Origin of the sequence: Mucilaginibacter auburnensis (genome assembly GCF_002797815.1) — a bacterium.
In the GTDB taxonomy this organism is placed as follows: Bacteria; Bacteroidota; Bacteroidia; order Sphingobacteriales; family Sphingobacteriaceae; genus Mucilaginibacter; species Mucilaginibacter auburnensis.
The window spans coordinates 1,225,382-1,244,686 of sequence record NZ_PGFJ01000002.1; the positions used below are offsets into that span (position 1 = coordinate 1,225,382).

Genomic DNA, 19,305 nt, shown 5'->3' on the forward strand with positions numbered 1-19,305 from the left:
AAACAAAATAAGTAAACCATTTATTGCCCGGGGAGTTTGGCAAAAGTTCATTAAATACGTTTAGTAAATGTCATTGAGCTTAACCCGGTAGCTCAAAGCACAAACTGGTACCCTGATCGAGTTTGCTTTCTGCCCATATATTACCATTATACTTTTCTATAAGGTCCTTACAGAATAGCAAACCCATGCCTGTGCCGGTCTCATTCTCTGTCCCCGGCAAGCTATTAACACGACTTTTAAATAAACTGACCAGATGTTGCTCGCTAATGCCTACGCCATTATCTTTTATGCAGAAATAAGTTCTGGCACCTTTTGTACCTGCAGAAATTTCTATTGTTCCACCACGATTGGAGAACTTAATAGCATTGGTCAAGAAGTTATGGATCACTATCCGTATAGAATTGGGCTCTGCAAAAGCTTGCACTTCAGCCTCAACTTTAACTACCACCTTTACATCCTTCTGTTGTATTTTATCGCTTAGGTGCAACAGTTCTTTTTCAACAAGTTCGGCTAATTTAAAAACCTTCACAGCACCCTGCCTGCTATCAACCTGGCTATTTATCCATGATAAAAGGGTATCCAAAAAGTCGGATGTTTGTTCCAGTTTGCCAAAAACTGTGGGCGTCATGGTAATAAACTCTTCGTTACTAATGCTTTTATCTATCAACAAATTAAATAACCCTCTCAATGTGCTTATAGGCGCTCTCAGATCATGCGCAAGCACGCCTATTAATCTGTCTTTTAGCAGGTTCAATTCATTCAATTTTTCTGACTGACGATTGATATCTGCCTGTTGCAATAAAATCTCGTCATTTTTTTGCTGAAGCACAACATTAATAGCCTTCTGTTTACGGCGGCCCCGATAATAAATGCCGGCCATTACAGCCACAACTATGGTAGTTGCGGCGCCAACCACATTTATTTGCCGCTGCCGGGCAAGCTTCTTGTTGTAAGCCACTTCTTTTTTATACTCGCGGGCAGCAATCTCTTTTTGTTGTTTTGCAAACTCAATTTCCAGGTTATAAAAGGCTATTTTCTGAACACTTTCGCTATGTTTTAACCTACCACGTAACTCAGAATAAGCTAACATTTTGTTATAAGCCTCTTCAAAACGTTTAAGGCCGGCCAAAGCTATGCTTGTTTGCTGCATAGCACTTGACTTTATGTTTAAACTACCAATGGAACGTGCCGTATTTTCGGCCTGAAGCGCGTAATTGTATGCTGCTCTAAAATCCTTTTTTTTATTGAAAGCCTGCGCTAAACCCCAATAGGCCTTTGCTTTATTATACTCAATTTTACTACGCGCGGCCGATTGTAACGACCTGTTGAAGTAAGTAATAGCCGAATCTATATCGCCGGTGCGTAACTTGTACAATCCAAAATCATAAGCTATTAAACTTATACCGTCGGGGTCATTCATTTCATTAAAATTCAATCTGGCGTAGTTGAGGTGTGGTAAGGCTTCCTTGTATTTACCCTGATCAAGCAACACTTCGCCAATATTCTCATGTATTACGCCAACACCTTGTGTATCTTCCATTCGGGTCCATATATCAAGAGACTTTTTGTAGTAGTTTAAGGCTTTTGAGTAGAGTTCCAATTCGTGCATAATGATGCCAATGTTGCAATACTGGTCGGCCGCGCCTAACTCATCTTTAATTTTGATATTGATGATGAGCGCCTTAAAATAATTATCAAGCGCTTTGGAGTAGTCGCCCCTGTTATCATAAGTTATTCCTATGTAATTGTAGCATTCGGCTGCGTCGGTTTGATTGCGAGATTGAAGCGCAATTTTTAAAGCTTTGTTGTAAAAACCTATGGCCTCATCGTAATTCCCCAAATAATCTTCAACACTCCCCATGCCGGTGTAACAGTTAAACACACCATGGGCAAACCCAATTTTGTTGTAGATCTTTAACGCGTGCTGGTATAACTTTTTTGCGTTGATGTAATTGCCAACAAAAGCCTCAACAGAGGCTACCTGTACGCTGCCATCGGCAATACCTTTAGGGTCTTTTATTTTTGTGGCTAATTTTACGCCCAACTCTCCGTAATACTTTGTACTGTCGGGATTTGATTCAAAGTACTCATGCGCCAAGTCAGTAATACGACGTATGGTTATGGTATCAGCTATTTTTAGGGAATTCTTTACGGCAGGCGATACCAGTTTTTTTAAACTATCTGTTGCAGGGTTCAGCGAATTGGCTGAAGCAACAGAACATAGCATGCTTAAAAAAGCAAATAGGGTATAAAGGGGTTTCAACCTGCTATCAGTCAATAATTATTGTCAAACTAATATAAACGTTATACGTCACTTTACACATTAAGTTGTTAAGAAAAAAACCGCTTTTAAAGCGGTTTCTATAACAGGTACACTAATAAATTTAAGTATGTTTTTTAAGACTAAATGCCCAATACCTGTTTTAATTTGGCATAGCCGGTTTTGCTTACCGGTATTTTAGCGCCAGATTTTAGTATGGCCAGGTGGCTGTCCTTCTCATAAGGGTCTATTCGGGTTATTTCCTGAACACTTAATATATAAGAGCGATGTACCCTTACAAAGTGACGAGGGTCAAGCGTTTGCTCAAAAAAGCTCATGGTTTTATTTTTCAGGAACGAGCCTTCATGCGTAAAAACGCTTACATAATCATCATCGGCCTGCAGGTATAAAACATCGGCCACCGGAATGATCTTTACCTTGGTACCTGTTTTAACTACAATACGCTCATGTTGCTGCGGAGAGTGAGATGCGGTTTCGAGCAGGTTTTCGGTTGGTTTGGGGGCCGCCGGTGCAATTGCGGCCTGCGACAGGTATTTTTCAACCGCTTTGGTAAATCGTTCCTTGCTGAAAGGTTTTAGCAGGTAGTCAACCGCGTGCGCTTCAAACGCTTTTATGGCATATTCATCAAAAGCAGTAGTAAATATTACAGCCGGGGCATCGTCAACCAGCTCTAACATTTCAAAGCCGTTTATTTTTGGCATCTGTACGTCAAGAAAAACCAGATCTGGCTTGTGTTGCTGTATAGCCTTTAACCCTTCAAAACCGTCGCCACACTCCTGCAAAACCTCAATTTGCGGAAAGTCCAGCAAATATTCCTGCACCACCATGCGGGCCAATGGTTCATCGTCTATAAGTAAAGCTCGGGTCATAACTGCGGTATTTTTATAATGGTTGTAAATATATTATCATTTGCGTGTGTTTCCATCAAATCATTACGTGCAAATAATAAATATAAACGCCGCTGTACCCCACTTAAGCCAAAACCTGTGCCCTGCCGCGGTCTGGATGTTTTAGGATCGAAAGGATTTTGTACAATAAGTTCCAGATAATTGCCGTCAAGCTCAGCACGTATGCTTACCACTACTTCATCAGTGGTATCGTACAAACCAAACTTTATGGCGTTTTCAACCAATGGCTGCAACAGCATGGCCGGCATTATGCAATCGTTGCAATTTACATCGCAGCTTATCTCGGTTTTTAACCTGTGCCCAAACCTCACCTTTTCAATTTCAAGGTAGAGGTTAAGGTGCTGCAACTCTTCATTCAGTGTAACCTGCTGCTGATCGTCTTTGCGTAAAGTTCCCCTCAAAAAGTCTGATAACTGATGTATCATTTTACGGGCCTGTTCCGGCTTAAAGCCAATGAGCGCGTTAATTGAGTTTAAACTATTGAACAAAAAGTGCGGTTGCAACTGCTGTCTCAAATTGTAAAGTTCAGCTTCGCGGGCTAATCTCTCGGCCTCGGTTTTACGCCTTTCATTCTCTTTCTGATCTTGTTGGGTATACCATATCATACTGATCATGGCCATCCAGCCTATAGCTAAAAAATCAGTAAAAAACCTGATCACTACTGATTGGCTCATCAGTGTGGCATAAGCCTCGGTGCTATCTAAAAACGGCAGTATGTAGCGGCTTCCGGCTGTACATGCAACTGCTAAAGCTATACACCATATCAGTATATTAATATAGCTGCCTTTACCGGGCTGGTAGTACCTCAGGTTGTTGTTAATTAACCAACAGGCCGCTGCTAATAACGTGGTACTTACCAAACCATCTGCCAGGGCTATAAACCAGGGAAAGCCAAAACTATGGATGATGTAGCTTTGTAAACCTGCCCAGGCTAAGCCGCAAATGGCAAAGGCACTGCTCAGTTTTGAAAAGGTAGATATATTTGATGGTGCCGCCAAAACAATACTATTATATTATTTAATATGATTGAGATATGGGGTAATTAATAGCTGCGGATATCTACGCCTGCAAATATAGATGTTCCTTTAACTACTAAAATTTTATTAGCGTCCTGAGGGATGGTATTGCGTACACGTTTATCATCAAACCCGGCAAACACAGCGGCTACGTCTGATACTACTGTCCAATGTGCGGGCACTATCATTTTTACGCCACCAAATACTTGTGTCACATCAATATATACGCGTCCGCTTATATCTGCTTGTGTAAAATCAATTTCGGCACCGCCAAAAACGTTTACAATCTCGCCACCTTGAAAATTCTTTGAATAAATGGTTTTTTTAACGCTGCCGAATATGGCTACAGCATCTAAATGTTCATCGCCGGCATAAAAAGGCTGGCCCTGAGGATTTACGAAACCCGGTTCGGCGTCGGCATTAAAGTCTGCTATCGGTTCTTTTGCCGCTGAAGGCTGATCAACATTAAAATCGTATTTACTGTTTTCCCATTTACTTTTCCAGGCATGCTTATCCCAAGTGGCAGCTTTCTTATTACGACGCAGTATCATCCAAACGCCAACAATTATTAGTATAGCCGGCCAAACAATATCGCTGGAGTCAAAACCCGGAAAAATTTCGCCAAGCAGCGTAATGCAACCAAATGAGATAACTAATAACCAAATGGGTTTTTTAAAGTTGCTGTTTGCGCCAAAATATAAACCCGCGCCTATGATCCACATGGGGCCGCTAAATATCCAATGAGGAAAAAAGAAAAGGTCAAGTTGTTTTAAAAGTAGAATTGCGCCTAAAGCCAGCAGTATTACGCCGCCTACCACTTTCCCTTTACCGGGACCGTTTTGGCTATGTATGTTAGTGTTGGTATCCATGACTTAAATTATTATTGTTACTCAAAAGTAACGCTCTAATATAGGCAGCCAAAACTAAAAAAGGCCATTAAGCGGCAAGAACTCGGTAAAAAGGGTGAATATGTCGGTGAAAAAATTCCTACAACGCAGGCTCCTGCTGACTCAAGCAATGGAAGCTACCCAAACCCCAAATAATATCGGTTGAATCAATGCCGATCACCTTCCGGTCAGGGAAGCATTTGGTTAGTATATCCAGCGCTTTATCGTCATTAGCACAACGGTAAGTTGGTACTACAACAGCCGCGTTGCCAATGTAAAAATTTGCGTATGATGCAGGCAAACGCATGTCATCATAAACCACCGCATCAGGCATTGGTAGCTCAATTATGTTCAACTGCTTACCATTGAGCAAACGCATGGTTTTAAGGGTTTGAAGGTTCTCTTGCAGCAGGTGATAGTTATCGTCGTTCTTGTTCTCTTCAACTACCGTAACAACGGTATCCTCGTTTACAAAACGGGTAATATCATCAATGTGACCATCGGTGTCATCGCCAACTATACCATCACCCAGCCAAAGTATCTGCTCCGCGCCATAGTAGTTGCGCAGGTATTCTTCTATCTGGCCCTGGTTTAAATGCGGATTTCTGTTAGGATTTAACAAACAGGCGGTAGTGGTTAAAATTGTGCTTTTACCATTAAAATCAACAGAACCACCTTCCATAACAATACCCGGATGATAAACCGGCAAACCGTAATGGTTAGCTATTTTGGTAGGAATAACATCATCCAGATCAAACGGCGGATATTTGCCACCCCACGCATTGTAACCCCAATCTACAATAGCTTTCTGTTTGGTAACCGGATTGATCAAAAAAGCCGGACCATGATCACGACACCACGCATCGTTACTTTCAAACTCAAAAAATTCTATTTTGCTGAGGTCGGCATCTACCAATTGCAATTGCTGTTTGGCAAAAGCGGCCATGTACTCATCCTTAACATTGATGCGCACCACCTCGCCTTCCGTAAGCGCTTTTATAAACTCACAGTACTTAGGGTATATGGTAACAATCTTACCCGGCCATGATTCTTCCTTATGCGGCCAGCTTAGCCAGGTAGCCTCGTGTTTGGTCCATTCTGCAGGGAAATGATAGCCTGCTTGGGCGGGAAAGTCCGGAAGTCCGGAAGTCCGGAAGTCGGTAAGATTATTATTAGAGATTAGCATTTTTTTAACGTTATTAAGGCACTTTCGGACTTTCCGTCTTTTCCGACTTTCGGACTACTCGTCTAAAAGGCGTTTTGTTATTGGCTGATATGAATCAATTCTTCTGTCGCGTAAAAACGGCCAGTGGGTACGGTAGTAATCAGTTTTGTTCAGGTCTAACTCCTGTACAATAACTTCTTCCTGGTTGTGTGATGTTTGGTGGATAATGGTACCAAACGGATTGGCAAAAAATGAGCCGCCCCAGAACTCAACACCGGCTTCTTCTCCTACCCTGTTTACGCTCACCACATGCACGCCATTGGCAACAGCGTGACTGCGTTGTATAGTTTGCCATGCATTGTATTGTTCAACATTGGTGGCTTCATCCTGCGTGGTGGCCCAACCTATAGCAGTTGGGTAAAATAATATTTCGGCACCCATTAAAGCAGTGATACGGGCTGCTTCAGGATACCATTGATCCCAGCAGATCAATACACCGATGGTTGCAAATTTGGTTTTGAAAACCTTGTAACCCAGATCGCCGGGCGTAAAGTAAAACTTCTCGTAAAAACCCGGATCATCCGGAATGTGCATTTTGCGGTATTTGCCAAGGTAAGCGCCATCAGCATCTAAAATCGCAGTGGTGTTATGATACAAACCCTGCGCGCGTTTTTCAAACAAAGATGCAATGATTACAACACCCAACTCTGCAGCAACTTTTGACAATTCATCAGTTGACGGACCAGGGATTGCCTCAGCTAACAAAAAGTTATCATGATCTTCTACATCGCAAAAATAAAGCGAAGTAAACAGCTCCTGTAAGCAAACAATCTGCGCGCCTTTTTGGGCAGCCTCACGCACTTTCACAATAGCTTTCTGCAAATTTTCCTGCTTATTAGCAGTACAACTCATTTGCACAATACCAACTTTTACTTTACTCATTTGTGGTTCCAAATTTTTTGCAAAGGTAGTAATTAGTGATCAGAGATTAGTTGATTTGTGATGAGTTAAGCCCTCGTATTTGGTCAGGAGTTTATCATAAATGGAAGTTTAATACGTTATTTAACATTTATTAACCAATCACTAATATCTATTCACCAATCAACTATTCACTAAATCACTACCTTTGCGCCCAATGACAGAAATTGAAGAAGTAGTTGACGAAGGCACCGAGCACAAAACCTGGAAAGGTAAGCTCTGGAGCGTTGTTAAAGTTATTTTGATAATTGTGGTAACCGGCGGTTTACTGTATTACGTATTCAGTAAGGTGCCTTTTGCCAAAATAAAATCCAGACTGGTAAACGGCGACAAACTTTGGATGGCTGCTGCCATTTTGAGCTATGTAACGTCAATGCTGTTTTCTTCGTGGCGGTTATTAAGTTTTTTTAAATCCATCGGCTTAAAATTAGACTGGCGCTTTAACCTGCGCTTATACTTTTTGGGCCTGTGTTATAACGTACTGCTGCCGGGCGGCATAGGTGGCGATGGCTATAAGATATACCTGCTGCATAAGCGCTATAATTTACCTACCAAAAAAGTTTTCTGGGCCATATTGTTTGACAGGTTGAGCGGCTTCTGGGCCATTGGCGCTATAGTGGTGGGGCTAATTATATTGATCCCGAATTTTCCTTTTCATTTAGCCTATCCTCTAACTATCGTATCAATCGGTTCGGTTATATATTATTTTGTGGCACGTAAGTTTTTCCGGGATTATACGCACAAGTTTTTCCAGGCACATGCTAAAGCTATTGGTGTGCAAAGCATGCAATTGCTTTGTATTGTTTGCCTCTTAATGGCTCAGGATTTTGACGGGAAGTTTGCGCCTTACCTGCTATCTTTTCTGTTTTCATCCTTAGCGGCTGTAATACCTTTCAGCTTGGGAGGCGGCGGCATACGCGATGCATTATTGCTTACGCTGGCCAGAAATTTTTCCCTTCCGGAAGATATGGCGGTATATTTGAGTTTTGGATTTTACCTGATATCGATCATCGTGGCGTTGTTAGGTGTCTACTATGTTTTCCGCCCGAGTCGCTTGGAGCAAGGTTTACCTAAACAAGAAGTAATTACCGAAGAACCTGTAGATCCTAACGAATAAAAAATCTGCTTAAATGAATATTATTGTAACAGGCGCCAGCAGTGGCGTAGGTTTTGAAGCGGTTATTGAGTTGCAGGCCACCGGCAAGCACAAAGTTATTGCGCTGGCCCGTACACAGCAAAAATTGGAAAAACTGGCCGAAATATCCTTAGGTCTTAACCCTGAAGCGGTTATTTACCCTATTGTTTTTGATATTGTGCATGATGATTATGCCGATCTGCAACAATTCATCAGCACTCATTTTGATGGTAAGGTTGATGTGCTCATTAACAATGCTGGTGCATTAATTAACAAACCTTTTGTAGACCTGTCAGAATCAGACGTGGTAGAAATGCTGCAAAGCAATTACCTGGGGCATGTGCGCATTATTCAAAGCCTGCATCGGTTTATGCCATCGGGCTCACACATAGTAAACATAGGAAGCATGGGTGGTTTTCAGGGAAGCGCTAAGTTTCCGGGCCTTGCCGCATACTCTGCCAGTAAAGCCGCATTGCATACCTTAACCGAATGTTTGGCGCAGGAGTTTGCCGAAAAAGGCATAGCCGTTAACTGCCTTGCCTTAGGTTCGGCACAGACTGAAATGCTGGAAAAGGCATTCCCTGGCTATCAATCACCCGTAATGGCCTTTGAAATGGGTAAATACATTGCTGACTTTGCTTTAACCGGCCATAAGTTTTTTAATGGCAAGATACTGCCGGTGGCGCTAACTACACCGTAATTGTAGTAGGCAGTTCTGAGTTTGCAGTTGGCGTTAACGTAACCCTTAAATTTAATATAGCACCAAAGCCCGGACTTGCGTTCGGGCTTTGGTGCTTAAGCATTATTTCTATCTCGCCAGCTTCCTGAAAGCAGGATTACCATAGCTAAAGTTGTTCCTATTTGGCCGAGCCATAAAATGAACATCCATCTTATAACATCGCGCTTATATAAGCAGATATCATTTAACAACAGTTTTACTACACACTGCGAACATCATCTTTGGTAGCAGCATTTTCTATATTGTTCATTATTTCTTAAGAATAAGCATAATAACAGCTACTGTTGCGCTGAACTGCCCTATCCAAAAAACAAACATCCACTTTACAGAATTGCCAATTTCTTTGCTCAGATCATACTTCACCTTAGCGAGGTCGTCTTTTGTAGTCAAAGTTTTAATGCTTGCTTCCACGGCTCTTTCTGTTTTGTTATCAATGTATTTAAACATGGCTTCGGTAGTATCGTTTCCCAATTTTTCTGACAACAATTGATACAACCGGGCGGTTTCTTTTGCTTCTAAGTACATAACAAATATAATTAATTAATGTGATAAGGTTAGGTTGGTGATGTAGGGTTAGGTGTTAGTAAGGTAAAAGGCGAAAGGCTTTAGTTTGCAGTTGCCGGTGGGCAGTTTGCAGTGTGCAAGACAATTAATTAGGCCTGTCAACTATAGTGAAGTACTTACTGCTAATTTAGAACTGCCCACTGTAAACTGGTAACCGCCTACTGCCTCGCTCCCAATTTTAAAAATTCGTTCACTACCACTTCGGTGGCGTAGCGTTTGTTGCCATCTTTATCTATATAGCTGCGGTTGCTCAGCTTACCTTCAATGGCTATCTCGTCGCCTTTTTTTAGCAGGCTTTCGGCCAGTTTAGCCTGAGCGCCCCATAGTATAAGGTTATGCCATTGCGTTTCGGTTACGCGCTCGCCTTTGTCGTTTTTATAGTTCTCGTTGGTGGCTAATGATAGTCGGGTAAGCTTTTTGTCGTTATCGAAGTTTCTAACTTCCGGATCTGTACCCAGGTTTCCTACCAGGCGTACGCTGTTTTTTAATACGTTCATCATATCTGTAATTTCTAACTCGTTTTATTTGATGAAGCAAAGATGCAGCGTGCTAAAAATATTAGTCGGTTAATAAACGTTTACAACCGACAATAACCGTTTGCAAACGTTTGCAAACAATTATTATATTGACTAACTTAGTTGTATGACCACCGAAAAAACATGCCTGGATTGCGGCGCACCCATTCACGGCCGTGCCGATAAAAAGTTTTGCAATGACCTTTGCCGCAATAACTATAATAATCAGCTCAACAGCAACAGCTATAACATGATACGCAACATTAACAATGTGCTAAAACGCAACCGACGTATTATGGAAGAGCTGAACCCCGGCGGCAAAACCAAAACCACAATGACCAAAATGGCTGCTAAGGGTTTTAACTTTAAATACCTCACCAATAAGTATGATACCGCCAACGGTAAAACATACCACTTTTGCTATGAATATGGGTATTTGCCTTTGGAAGGCGATGAGGTGTTGTTGGTTAAGCGGGAGGAGAGGGTGGAGTAGGGTGTTTTTTTATTTAAGCGGGTCGCTTAATTGGGGCGGTGCGCCGTCGCCGGTCCAAGCGTGCCGCTTGGACGCGAAATACTTTAAGCGTTCCGCTTAAAGTAAATTAAATATGACTAAATTCAGCAAAAATACAACCTGAACATGTCGCGCAACGCATCGGCACCCGACCTTTATTTTGTGACCTTAACCGTGGTTGACTGGATTGACGTTTTTACCCGACGATACTACTGCGATTTCATAATCGAAAATTTAGAGTATTGTCAGAAGCATCTGGGTCTGAACATCTACGCCTATGTAATAATGACTAACCACCTGCATTTAGTTGCCGACGTTCTGCGGGTAGTCTCGGCAATGTTTTAGGCAGATTTAAAAGCTACACATCCAAAAAGATTTTTGATATGATTGCCAATAACGCACAGGAAAGCCGGCGGCAATGGATGCTCAAAGCGTTTGAACACGCGGGAAAATATAACCCGCTAAATGAAGGACACCAATTTTGGCAAAATGGCAATTATCCGGTTTCGCTGTTTTCGCCTGCTGTTATAGATCAAAAAATAAATTATATTCACGATAATCCGGTGAGGGCAGGTTTTGTTGGCTCAGCGCACGAGTATTGGTACAGTAGCGCTAATCCGGAAAGCCCGCTAAAAATAATTTATTGATTTTTATTTAAGCGGGACGCTTAAAGTATTTCGCATCCAAGCGGCACGCTTGGACGGGCGGGGTGCGCCGAACACTAACAAAGGCACAACATTGTATAGATTAGTTTATATATTCTTCTCCATTCTTCAGTCTTTTTTCTGCTTCTTTTTTTTTCTCATAATATTCCTTGGTTATTATTCTAATATAATCCACCCCCGCCCGTTCAAGCGTCCCGCTCGAACGCACAAAGTTTTAAGCGTCCCGCTTAAAAACACAAAAATTAACTCCAATTTAAAATCCCTACCCCCTCTCCTTTTACACTCGCGTGAACATGCTTAAAGGTTAATTCCTCATCTTTACTTAAAAAACACAACATGTCACACCTTTTCTCACCTATAAAAATTAAAAACGTTGAGTTTAAAAACCGTTTGGTGGTATCGCCCATGTGCGAGTACAGCGCAGAAGATGGTTTTGCCAATAACTGGCATCTGGTGCATTTAGGCAGCAGGGCAGTTGGCGGCGCAGGATTGATCATTACCGAAGCCACTGCCGTATCCCCCGAGGGCCGCATCAGCTACGCCGATCTGGGCATCTATATGGATGAGCACATCCCATTACTAAAAGAGATAACCGATTTTATACATGAGCATGGCTCTGTAGCGGGTATACAACTGGCGCACGCGGGCAGAAAGGCAAGTCACGAAGTGCCATGGAAAGGCAACGCGCAACTGCTTCCGGACGATCCGCACGGCTGGCAAACTTACGGACCAAGCGCAATACCTTTCAGCGAGGGACAAGAACCGCCCATTGAGCTGGATAAAGCCGGCATTGAAAAAGTAAAGTCAGATTTTAAAGCAGCAGCCAAACGCGCTTTGGAAGCTGGTTTTAAAGTGATAGAGCTACATGGCGCGCACGGTTACCTGCTGCATCAATTTTATTCGCCTATCAGCAACCAACGTACCGATGAGTATGGTGGTAGCTTTGAAAACCGCATCCGTTTATTGCTGGAGGTTATTGATGTTGTGCAGGAAGTCTGGCCTGCAGAAAATCCGCTGTTTGTGCGACTTTCTGCAACCGACTGGACCGAGGGTGGATGGGACGTTAACGACTCAATTAAACTGGCAGAAATACTAAAAAATAAAGGCGTTGACCTGATAGATACTTCTACAGGCGGCAACATTTTGGCGCGCATTCCACTTACCCCCGGTTACCAGGTGGAGTATGCCGATGCGGTACGCAAAACAGGCATCCTTACAGGCGCTGTTGGCTTGATAACCACGCCTCAGCAAGCCGAAGAAATTTTGCAGGAAGGTAAAGCCGATATGATATTTATGGCCCGCGAGTTTCTGCGCGATCCTTATTTCCCATTACATGCCGCACACGCCCTTGGCGATGATGTGAAATGGCCAAGCCAATACGAGCGTGCTAAGCCGCGTGTTGTGCACGGTAGCTAACAGCGCGCTTTAAACATTAAGGCGTATTATGGGTTAGGATGGTAATGACTACGCGATTACCATCCTATCTTAACTTTAACCATGCCACTTACGCCTGGCAACCGGATGTTGACTACCGCAAGCATCCTGATCTTTACCGTGTTGGCAAAGGCGAACAAGGTGTGCTGATCTGCGAACCTTACAAAAGTGAGATAGGTCAGCACTGGCGTTTTAAAACAGTTGAAATCGCTGAGAAGAGCAGCACGGTAATACTCAAGATGTTTGAAGACTATCTGGCAGCTAACGATTTTGTTGGCGCTGATATGGCCCGCAAATTTTTGCAGATGGGCTATACACGTGCCCGCAGGTACGCCAACTACAAAGGCGGCAAAAAGTATGATGCCGAACACAATTACGCACAGTTAGAACGCGGCACCGGCGACCCCGAAAAGGCGAAAGCAGCAGCCATATTTTACGAGAAATACAAAACTGCCGAAGCCAACCAACAATACGCCGCAATGAAAAAGCATTGGAAGCATGAAAGGGGTTAAAAAGCAGGATCTGCCGCAAAAGATCTGTGCGGTTTGCGGTAGGCCATTTAGCTGGCGCAAAAAATGGGAGAAGGTTTGGGATGAAGTAAAATACTGTTCAGAAAAATGCAAACGCAGCAAGAACCTTTAATACTTACCCTGCAACTAGATGCCCAAAGCGAAGCGTTTTTTAATGAACAGCGCCAACGCTACTTTCCGCCGGAGCGTAATTTTTTGAATGCGCACCTCACTTTATTCCACCAGCTGCCAAACACAGATGAAACAAGGGAATACTTTGAAAGTATAACCCAAGCGCCATTTAAATTGCAGGTTACCGGGCTAATGAGCTTAGGCGGAGGTGTGGCGTATAAGATTGAAAGTGCTGCATTGCTTGGTCTTCGCAAAACTTTGGCGGATCATTTTATAGAGGTATTGATACCGCAAGACAGGCAAGGTTTTCGTCCGCATATTACTGTACAAAACAAAGTGTTACCCGAGCAGGCTAAAGAGTTATTAAATAACTTGCAAGAGCAGTTTCAGCCCTTTAAAGCAGAAGCCCTCGGTTTAAACTTATGGGCCTATTTAGGCGGCCCGTGGCGGCATGATGCTTATTACGCTTTTAAATAACTCCATAAACAGCGAAAGCCACCCAAACGGTGGCTTTCATTGTTTTAAACTATAATTTTACAATTCGGCGTCGTCGTAGCGCTCTTTGTCATCAAGGTAGCCGTGGCTATTGTAACGACTGCCATCCTGCTCTTGCTGACTGCTGTTCCTCCTTGTGGCGCCTTCCTGTTGTTCCTGGTGGTTGCCGTGGTTAATATGCTGTTTCTTGCTGTTCTGTTCTTGTGAGTTCAAACGCTGGTTTTGCTCCTCACTGTTTCTCATGTTATTATTCATAATGTAGAATTATTTGGTTATGAATAACATACGTAAACCATAATGGTTTGTATTTAGCCCTCGCGTACATCAGAATTACAGTTTTTGCAGCGATGCACCATTTTCACTGAAAAAATTTAATTAATAGGTATTTATACCCATCAAAACCCTCAACACTCCTCATTGATTGCCACGCGTTTAAGCCTGAATTTTGGAGAAAAAACCAATCACCAATGACAACACCTTTATTAAAAGTCTTCAAACCTATCCTTCTCCTGTTAATGGCAGCATCCGTGTTGTTCGCCTGCAAAAAAGAGAAAGTGGACAACACACCTGTCGCTACAGAAACGCCGCAGGTTACCAACATTCAGCCTAAAAACCCGCAGCCCGGTGATGTAGTTACCGTAACCGGAACCGGTTTTGGCACCACCGCTACTGATGTTAAAGTTACCATCGGCAGCAAAACTGTAACTATTTCGAGCGTAACGGCTACCGAAATTAAATTTACTGTACCGGCTGATCTAACGTCGGGAGATCTGGCGGTGGCTATTAAAGATGTTAAAGCCGCCATTAAAGATCCGCAAGGCATGGCAATAACCGTTACGCCTAAACCTGTTACTACGCCAACCTTTACAGCAATGTCGCCCACCAGCGGCAAAACCGGCGACGTGATCACACTAACAGGTACCAACTTCAGCACACTGGCCAGTGACAATAAAGTATTTTTTGCCACCAACACAGGCGGCACAGTTGTATTAGGCACTATTAAAACAGTTACCGCCACACAAATTACGGTTGAGGTACCCGCAAGCGCTATCACCGGGGGAATTTTGATAGATGTTAAGGGTACCAATGCCGTACCTGCTGCCGGCTTCAGCACTACTTTTACAGTTACTACTACCACCGGTTCGGGCACTAATAATGTTGCCTACATCAACAGTATTTCGGGCAAGCTGAACTTCAGCAAAATTGCTACCAGCACCAATGAGATTGCCGAAATGTATTATGATAAAGTAAAAAACTATATCTACTACAGCGACTACAGCCTACTTAACCAAACCAACAATAAACTATACAAGCAAGACCCTACCGGTAACAATCCGGCTGTTGTTTTTACTGCCGATGCACGTATTACCAAAGTGGTAAAAATTGCAACCGACGCACAAGGCAATGTTTACACATTACAATATATTGATAGTACCCCAAGCAATTACGATGTCTACAAAATATCTGCAGATGGCAGTACTGTAACTGAAATTAAAAAGAATTTTGATATATCAGCTAATAGCTCAAGCAGGTACTTCTTTTTTGTAAATGCTGCTAATGAAATATGTATCCGTCCTGATTTTAAGATTACCCAATCGGGTGAAATAATCAGCACCAAGGCAAATGCATTGTTTGGCTTGCAGCAGTTTGCAGGTGGGGCGTATTACAACAGTTCAACCGCTTATTTGGTTCAAGATCCTAACAATACATCAATAGCTAACAAAGCAACATTTATTAAATGGAACCTCGCTGATGGCACCGTGGCCGATGCCGGTTTTACGTTGAAAGATTTATTTAATGCTGATGATGCCAACCAGTTCAGCACCAACAATAACATCTCTAAGCTTAAAATAACAGCTGACGACAGTGACAATTTATACGCGCTAATGGATCACTCCTATATAAGCGGCCAAATTACCAAAACATGGATGATACGCAAGGCCAAAGCCGGAAGCTCTGCATCAACACTGTTAGGAACCTTTGCTATCAAGTTCCCAAGTCTTGACCTTACAGATTACCTGGGTGCAGTAATATTTGTATCAGATGCTCGCGGCAACCTGTATATCAAAGCCAATCAAAAAGATATCATCAGGATCAGTCAATAGTAAAAATATCCCTCCAACATCTCTTATAGCCACCTCTCTCATATCTGCGGGAGGGGCTGGCGGAGGGGTTAAATAGATCGATCACAATAAAACTAAACTCATGAAAAAGCTTATTTTAAACACATTGGCTGTTGCATTACTTTTAACGACTGCCTGTAAAAAAGACAATAACAATAATGAAATTGCCACGGGCGGAGCAGCTACAGTTACCGCGAGTAACTACGGCTTTGATGGCTCTGCAAGTCTGGGTAAATTTTCGTCAACCAAGGCGGGCATAACGCAGGTTAGCATAAACGGGGTAACCACCTTTAACGTTACTGCCATACGCGATGGCGGTAACGAATCTATCACGCTCGTTCTGCTTAAAAAAGCCGCTGTTGGTAAGATACAGTTTGGTTCACAGCTGGCAAACGGCGGTATCATCATCAGTAAAGATTACACCAAGGCGGGCGATGGCGCTTTAAATTATTCAACCGATAATAACGGTACCACCATGAGCGGTGGTGGCGAGGTCAACTTTACCAAGGTTGATGGCAATAATGTTGAGGGCACCTTTTACGCTGTGGCTTACAACAATGCTAAAAAAGAGGCTTTTGTTGAACAAGGCAGCTTTAAAGGCACCATTAAGTAATCTACTTCGACTCTATAAACCATTTACCTAACTAAACAGGGTAAATGGTTTATTTTGTTTTAGATGTAACCGTTGTATGTTTTAAGTAGATTGTTATTTATGTTTGCTTGCCGCGCCTAATATCCGGATACCTAAATTAATGATACGCTTTTTCACAACCCTGTTTCTGCTGATCTGCTCCTGCTGTAGTTACGCGCAAATTGATAGCCTAAAGGTACTTTTGCAACAGCAGCCGGAAAACCTAAAGCTAAAATATGAGTTGGGAATGGCCCAGTTAAAAAAAGGACATGCTGATACCGCAGAAACATTATTTAAAAGCATCACCACCCAGGCATTAAGAAGGAGCGATAATGAGCATTATGTGTTAGCTCAAATGCAACTGGGCAGGTTAATGGCCGACAAGGGCGAAAACGTTAAGGCGCTTAAGCTTTATCAGGATGCGCTAAACGAAGCTGAGCGCTTACACAACAAACAGCAAATTGCTCACATTTATAAGAATATTGGCGCGGTTTACATTAGCTGGAAAAAATTTACAGAGGCGCTTACCTACTATGAGAAAGCTGAGCTACTGGCTAAAGAAGTTAATGATGAGGTTTTAGTTGCCGACTGCCAAAACAATAAAGGCACGGTTTACGAACAAATAAACAATTACGACAAAGCCATTAGCGCTTATAAAAGCGCGTTAGCCGTTTACACCGCTAAAAACATCACTCCTAAAATATCAATGTCGCTGAGCAACCTGGCTATAGTTTATAAGTTTCAAAAAAACTATACCGAATCGCTTAACTACAATCAAAAGGCACTCGCGCTGTCATCAAAAACCGGCGATAAATGGATGATGAGCGCAACCTATAACAACATTGGCAATTTATATGGCGAAATGGGCAATTATAAAAACGCGATCGCTTATTGCGAGAAAGCTTTACAACTGGCCCGTGAAATTGATGCCATAGAAATTATTGAATCAACCTACGATAGCATGGCTGAGGCTGCTGCAAAAGCCGGCGACTATAAGAACGCCTATCAATATCACAGAGATTTTTCGGATGCCAACCGTAATTTCATCAATATTGAAAGCGCCAACAGGTTATCAGAGTTGAATGTAAAATACGAGACTGAGCGTAAACAGAAACTAATACAACAGCAGCAATTTGAAATTAGCAAACGCAACTACTGGCTTTATGGCGCAATAATACTATTGATTTTAATGGCTTTGGTGGCTTACCTCATTGTGCGTAACAATAGCTATAAACAGCAAAAACGCTTACAGGCAGAAATACATAAACAACAGGAAATAGAGAACCGTGCCTTATTTGACGGTGAGCAAAAAGAACGCATCAGGATAGCGCGCGATCTGCACGATAGCATTGGTCAGTTACTTTCGGTAGTGAAAATGAACTTATCAAACCTGAGCACACCAAACGAAAATTTAAACAACACGGTTAAACTGGTTGACCAAACCATTACCGAGGTTAGGCACATATCGCACAACCTTATACCCGAAGAACTTAACTTTGGTTTATTTGCGGCGCTTGAAGATATGGCTGATAAAATAAGCGCCACCGGTAAGACCCAGGTACAGGTAAACATTAACGAAGATGCCCGGGCACATAGGTTTGAAAAATCAAACGAGCTATCGGTTTACCGCATAGTGCAGGAGGCGCTGAGCAACATAGTAAAGCATGCAGGTGCCAAAGTTATTGAGCTAAATGTTGATCTTACCGGCAATGCAATGCTTATATCTGTAAAAGATGATGGCCGGGGCTTTGATACCGGGCAGATCAAAAACTCAACAGGCATTGGGTGGAAAAACATTGCCGCCCGCGTAAACCTGCTTAATGGCAACCTGCAGGTACATTCAGAAAAATTAAAAGGTACTCAAATAGAAATTAGCATCCCGGCATGACAGGCGACCCCATAAATATTTTAATAGCGGATGACCACCAAATGGTAATTGATGGCTTAAAAAGCTTGCTTGGCAATGAGCCTGCATACCAAATTGTTGCTGAGGCTAACAACGGACAAATGGCTTATGAGTTGGTTGCTGCCGAACCGGAAAAGTTTAATTTTTTACTTACCGATATTAGCATGCCTTTACTAACCGGCACCCAATTGTGCCGCATGATAAAAGACAAGTACCCGCACATACAGGTACTTATTTTAAGCATGTACAACAATGCCCCTGCGGTTAAAGAAGCCGTAATGGCCGAAGCCGATGGCTACATTTTAAAAAATGCGGGCCGGGCAGAATTGTTGCAAGCCATGTACAGGATAACCGCCGGAGGCACTTATTTCTCGCAGGATATTGTGCCGCTTATTTACAACCAGTACCACAAGCAAAAAATTCAGGATGAGCAGTTAAGCCAGTTATCGGCCCGCGAGAAAGAAGTATTGGCCTTAATAGTAAAAGAATTAACCAGCGAGGAAATAGCCGAAAAATTATTCATCAGCAAAAAAACGGTTGATAATCACCGGCAGAATATTCTTGAAAAAACACAATGCAAAAGCACGGTTGGGTTGGTAAAGTTTGCTATAAAGAATGGGTTAGAATAAAATTATCTTTTTTAAGCACCTACCATTACTTTTTAGTACTATATTTAGCTATATTTTAACAGTAAAACCAAAACTTTATCAC

22 protein-coding genes are annotated in these 19,305 nt (G+C 42.5%); 13 read left to right on the forward strand and 9 right to left on the reverse strand.

Features of this window, described 5'->3' with window-relative positions; translation table 11 throughout:
• Positions 1 to 79: 79 nt before the first annotated feature.
• The 6 genes from CLV57_RS16095 to CLV57_RS16120 all read right to left on the reverse strand — a co-directional run bounded on the left by CLV57_RS16095 (position 80) and on the right by CLV57_RS16120 (position 7,199).
• Complete coding sequence (locus CLV57_RS16095) at positions 80 to 2,227, reverse strand: tetratricopeptide repeat-containing sensor histidine kinase (RefSeq protein ID WP_100342403.1); 2,148 nt, start codon at positions 2,225 to 2,227, stop codon at positions 80 to 82.
• 176 nt (positions 2,228 to 2,403) lie between these two features.
• The gene (locus CLV57_RS16100) at positions 2,404 to 3,150 is read right to left on the reverse strand and encodes a LytR/AlgR family response regulator transcription factor (protein WP_100342404.1); all 747 of its coding nucleotides are present in this window, start codon (positions 3,148 to 3,150) and stop codon (positions 2,404 to 2,406) included.
• A complete protein-coding gene (locus CLV57_RS16105) occupies positions 3,147 to 4,187 on the reverse strand; it encodes a sensor histidine kinase (protein ID WP_245857098.1) in 1,041 nt (346 codons plus the stop codon). The genes CLV57_RS16100 and CLV57_RS16105 overlap by 4 nt, the downstream gene beginning before the upstream one ends.
• A 44-nt stretch (positions 4,188 to 4,231) precedes the next feature.
• Positions 4,232 to 5,074 carry a LiaF transmembrane domain-containing protein gene (locus tag CLV57_RS16110; RefSeq protein WP_100342405.1) on the reverse strand — a complete coding sequence of 281 codons (843 nt, stop codon included), beginning with the start codon at positions 5,072 to 5,074 and terminating at the stop codon, positions 4,232 to 4,234.
• A 118-nt stretch (positions 5,075 to 5,192) separates the two neighbouring features.
• On the reverse strand, positions 5,193 to 6,278 hold the full coding sequence (locus CLV57_RS16115; RefSeq protein WP_100342406.1) for an agmatine deiminase family protein: 1,086 nt from the start codon (positions 6,276 to 6,278) through the stop codon (positions 5,193 to 5,195).
• 54 nt (positions 6,279 to 6,332) lie between these two features.
• Positions 6,333 to 7,199 (reverse strand): carbon-nitrogen hydrolase, encoded by an 867-nt coding sequence (locus tag CLV57_RS16120; RefSeq protein WP_100342407.1) that lies wholly within the window; start codon positions 7,197 to 7,199, stop codon positions 6,333 to 6,335.
• 193 nt (positions 7,200 to 7,392) lie between these two features.
• Between CLV57_RS16120 and CLV57_RS16125 the strand changes: the two genes are divergently transcribed.
• Both CLV57_RS16125 and CLV57_RS16130 read left to right on the forward strand, forming a co-directional pair.
• On the forward strand, positions 7,393 to 8,352 hold the full coding sequence (locus CLV57_RS16125; protein ID WP_100342408.1) for a lysylphosphatidylglycerol synthase transmembrane domain-containing protein: 960 nt from the start codon (positions 7,393 to 7,395) through the stop codon (positions 8,350 to 8,352).
• A gap of 13 nt (positions 8,353 to 8,365) precedes the next feature.
• Positions 8,366 to 9,070, forward strand: coding sequence for an SDR family NAD(P)-dependent oxidoreductase (locus CLV57_RS16130; RefSeq protein WP_100342409.1), 705 nt, complete (start codon positions 8,366 to 8,368; stop codon positions 9,068 to 9,070).
• A 288-nt stretch (positions 9,071 to 9,358) separates the two neighbouring features.
• Here CLV57_RS16130 and CLV57_RS16135 read toward each other — a convergent pair whose 3' ends face one another.
• The gene (locus CLV57_RS16135; RefSeq protein ID WP_100342410.1) at positions 9,359 to 9,634 is read right to left on the reverse strand and encodes a hypothetical protein; all 276 of its coding nucleotides are present in this window, start codon (positions 9,632 to 9,634) and stop codon (positions 9,359 to 9,361) included.
• Positions 9,635 to 9,831: 197 nt separating this feature from the next.
• The gene (locus tag CLV57_RS16140) at positions 9,832 to 10,173 is read right to left on the reverse strand and encodes a single-stranded DNA-binding protein (RefSeq protein WP_245857099.1); all 342 of its coding nucleotides are present in this window, start codon (positions 10,171 to 10,173) and stop codon (positions 9,832 to 9,834) included.
• Between the two features lie 142 nt (positions 10,174 to 10,315).
• Between CLV57_RS16140 and CLV57_RS16145 the strand changes: the two genes are divergently transcribed.
• The 7 genes from CLV57_RS16145 to CLV57_RS16170 all read left to right on the forward strand — a co-directional run bounded on the left by CLV57_RS16145 (position 10,316) and on the right by CLV57_RS16170 (position 13,916).
• Positions 10,316 to 10,681, forward strand: a complete 366-nt coding sequence (locus CLV57_RS16145; protein ID WP_100342411.1) for a hypothetical protein — start codon at positions 10,316 to 10,318, stop codon at positions 10,679 to 10,681.
• 144 nt (positions 10,682 to 10,825) lie between these two features.
• A complete protein-coding gene (locus tag CLV57_RS18570; RefSeq protein WP_211290083.1) occupies positions 10,826 to 11,044 on the forward strand; it encodes a hypothetical protein in 219 nt (72 codons plus the stop codon).
• Between the two features lie 38 nt (positions 11,045 to 11,082).
• Positions 11,083 to 11,346 (forward strand): hypothetical protein, encoded by a 264-nt coding sequence (locus CLV57_RS18575; RefSeq protein ID WP_211290108.1) that lies wholly within the window; start codon positions 11,083 to 11,085, stop codon positions 11,344 to 11,346.
• 354 nt (positions 11,347 to 11,700) lie between these two features.
• Positions 11,701 to 12,780, forward strand: coding sequence for an NADPH dehydrogenase NamA (gene namA / locus CLV57_RS16155; RefSeq protein ID WP_100342412.1), 1,080 nt, complete (start codon positions 11,701 to 11,703; stop codon positions 12,778 to 12,780).
• 44 nt (positions 12,781 to 12,824) lie between these two features.
• Positions 12,825 to 13,310: a DUF4385 domain-containing protein gene (locus tag CLV57_RS16160; RefSeq protein ID WP_100342413.1), complete on the forward strand. Its 486-nt coding sequence runs from the start codon at positions 12,825 to 12,827 to the stop codon at positions 13,308 to 13,310.
• Positions 13,297 to 13,440 carry a DUF2256 domain-containing protein gene (locus tag CLV57_RS16165; RefSeq protein ID WP_100342414.1) on the forward strand — a complete coding sequence of 48 codons (144 nt, stop codon included), beginning with the start codon at positions 13,297 to 13,299 and terminating at the stop codon, positions 13,438 to 13,440. Before CLV57_RS16160 ends, CLV57_RS16165 begins: the two co-directional genes overlap by 14 nt.
• Positions 13,416 to 13,916, forward strand: a complete 501-nt coding sequence (locus CLV57_RS16170; RefSeq protein WP_100342415.1) for a 2'-5' RNA ligase family protein — start codon at positions 13,416 to 13,418, stop codon at positions 13,914 to 13,916. The genes CLV57_RS16165 and CLV57_RS16170 overlap by 25 nt, the downstream gene beginning before the upstream one ends.
• Before the next feature lie 57 nt (positions 13,917 to 13,973).
• Here CLV57_RS16170 and CLV57_RS16175 read toward each other — a convergent pair whose 3' ends face one another.
• The gene (locus CLV57_RS16175) at positions 13,974 to 14,177 is read right to left on the reverse strand and encodes a hypothetical protein (RefSeq protein ID WP_157799190.1); all 204 of its coding nucleotides are present in this window, start codon (positions 14,175 to 14,177) and stop codon (positions 13,974 to 13,976) included.
• Positions 14,178 to 14,449: 272 nt separating this feature from the next.
• Here CLV57_RS16175 and CLV57_RS16180 point away from each other — a divergent pair, with 272 nt between their 5' ends.
• From CLV57_RS16180 to CLV57_RS16195, 4 genes are all read left to right on the forward strand, one after another.
• Entirely contained in the window at positions 14,450 to 16,039 is a 1,590-nt protein-coding gene (locus tag CLV57_RS16180; protein ID WP_169927094.1) for an IPT/TIG domain-containing protein, read from the forward strand.
• Between the two features lie 100 nt (positions 16,040 to 16,139).
• Positions 16,140 to 16,670 (forward strand): hypothetical protein, encoded by a 531-nt coding sequence (locus CLV57_RS16185; protein WP_100342418.1) that lies wholly within the window; start codon positions 16,140 to 16,142, stop codon positions 16,668 to 16,670.
• A gap of 139 nt (positions 16,671 to 16,809) precedes the next feature.
• Positions 16,810 to 18,576 carry an ATP-binding protein gene (locus CLV57_RS16190; RefSeq protein WP_100342419.1) on the forward strand — a complete coding sequence of 589 codons (1,767 nt, stop codon included), beginning with the start codon at positions 16,810 to 16,812 and terminating at the stop codon, positions 18,574 to 18,576.
• A complete protein-coding gene (locus CLV57_RS16195; RefSeq protein ID WP_100342420.1) occupies positions 18,573 to 19,223 on the forward strand; it encodes a response regulator in 651 nt (216 codons plus the stop codon). Before CLV57_RS16190 ends, CLV57_RS16195 begins: the two co-directional genes overlap by 4 nt.
• Positions 19,224 to 19,305 lie beyond the last annotated feature (82 nt).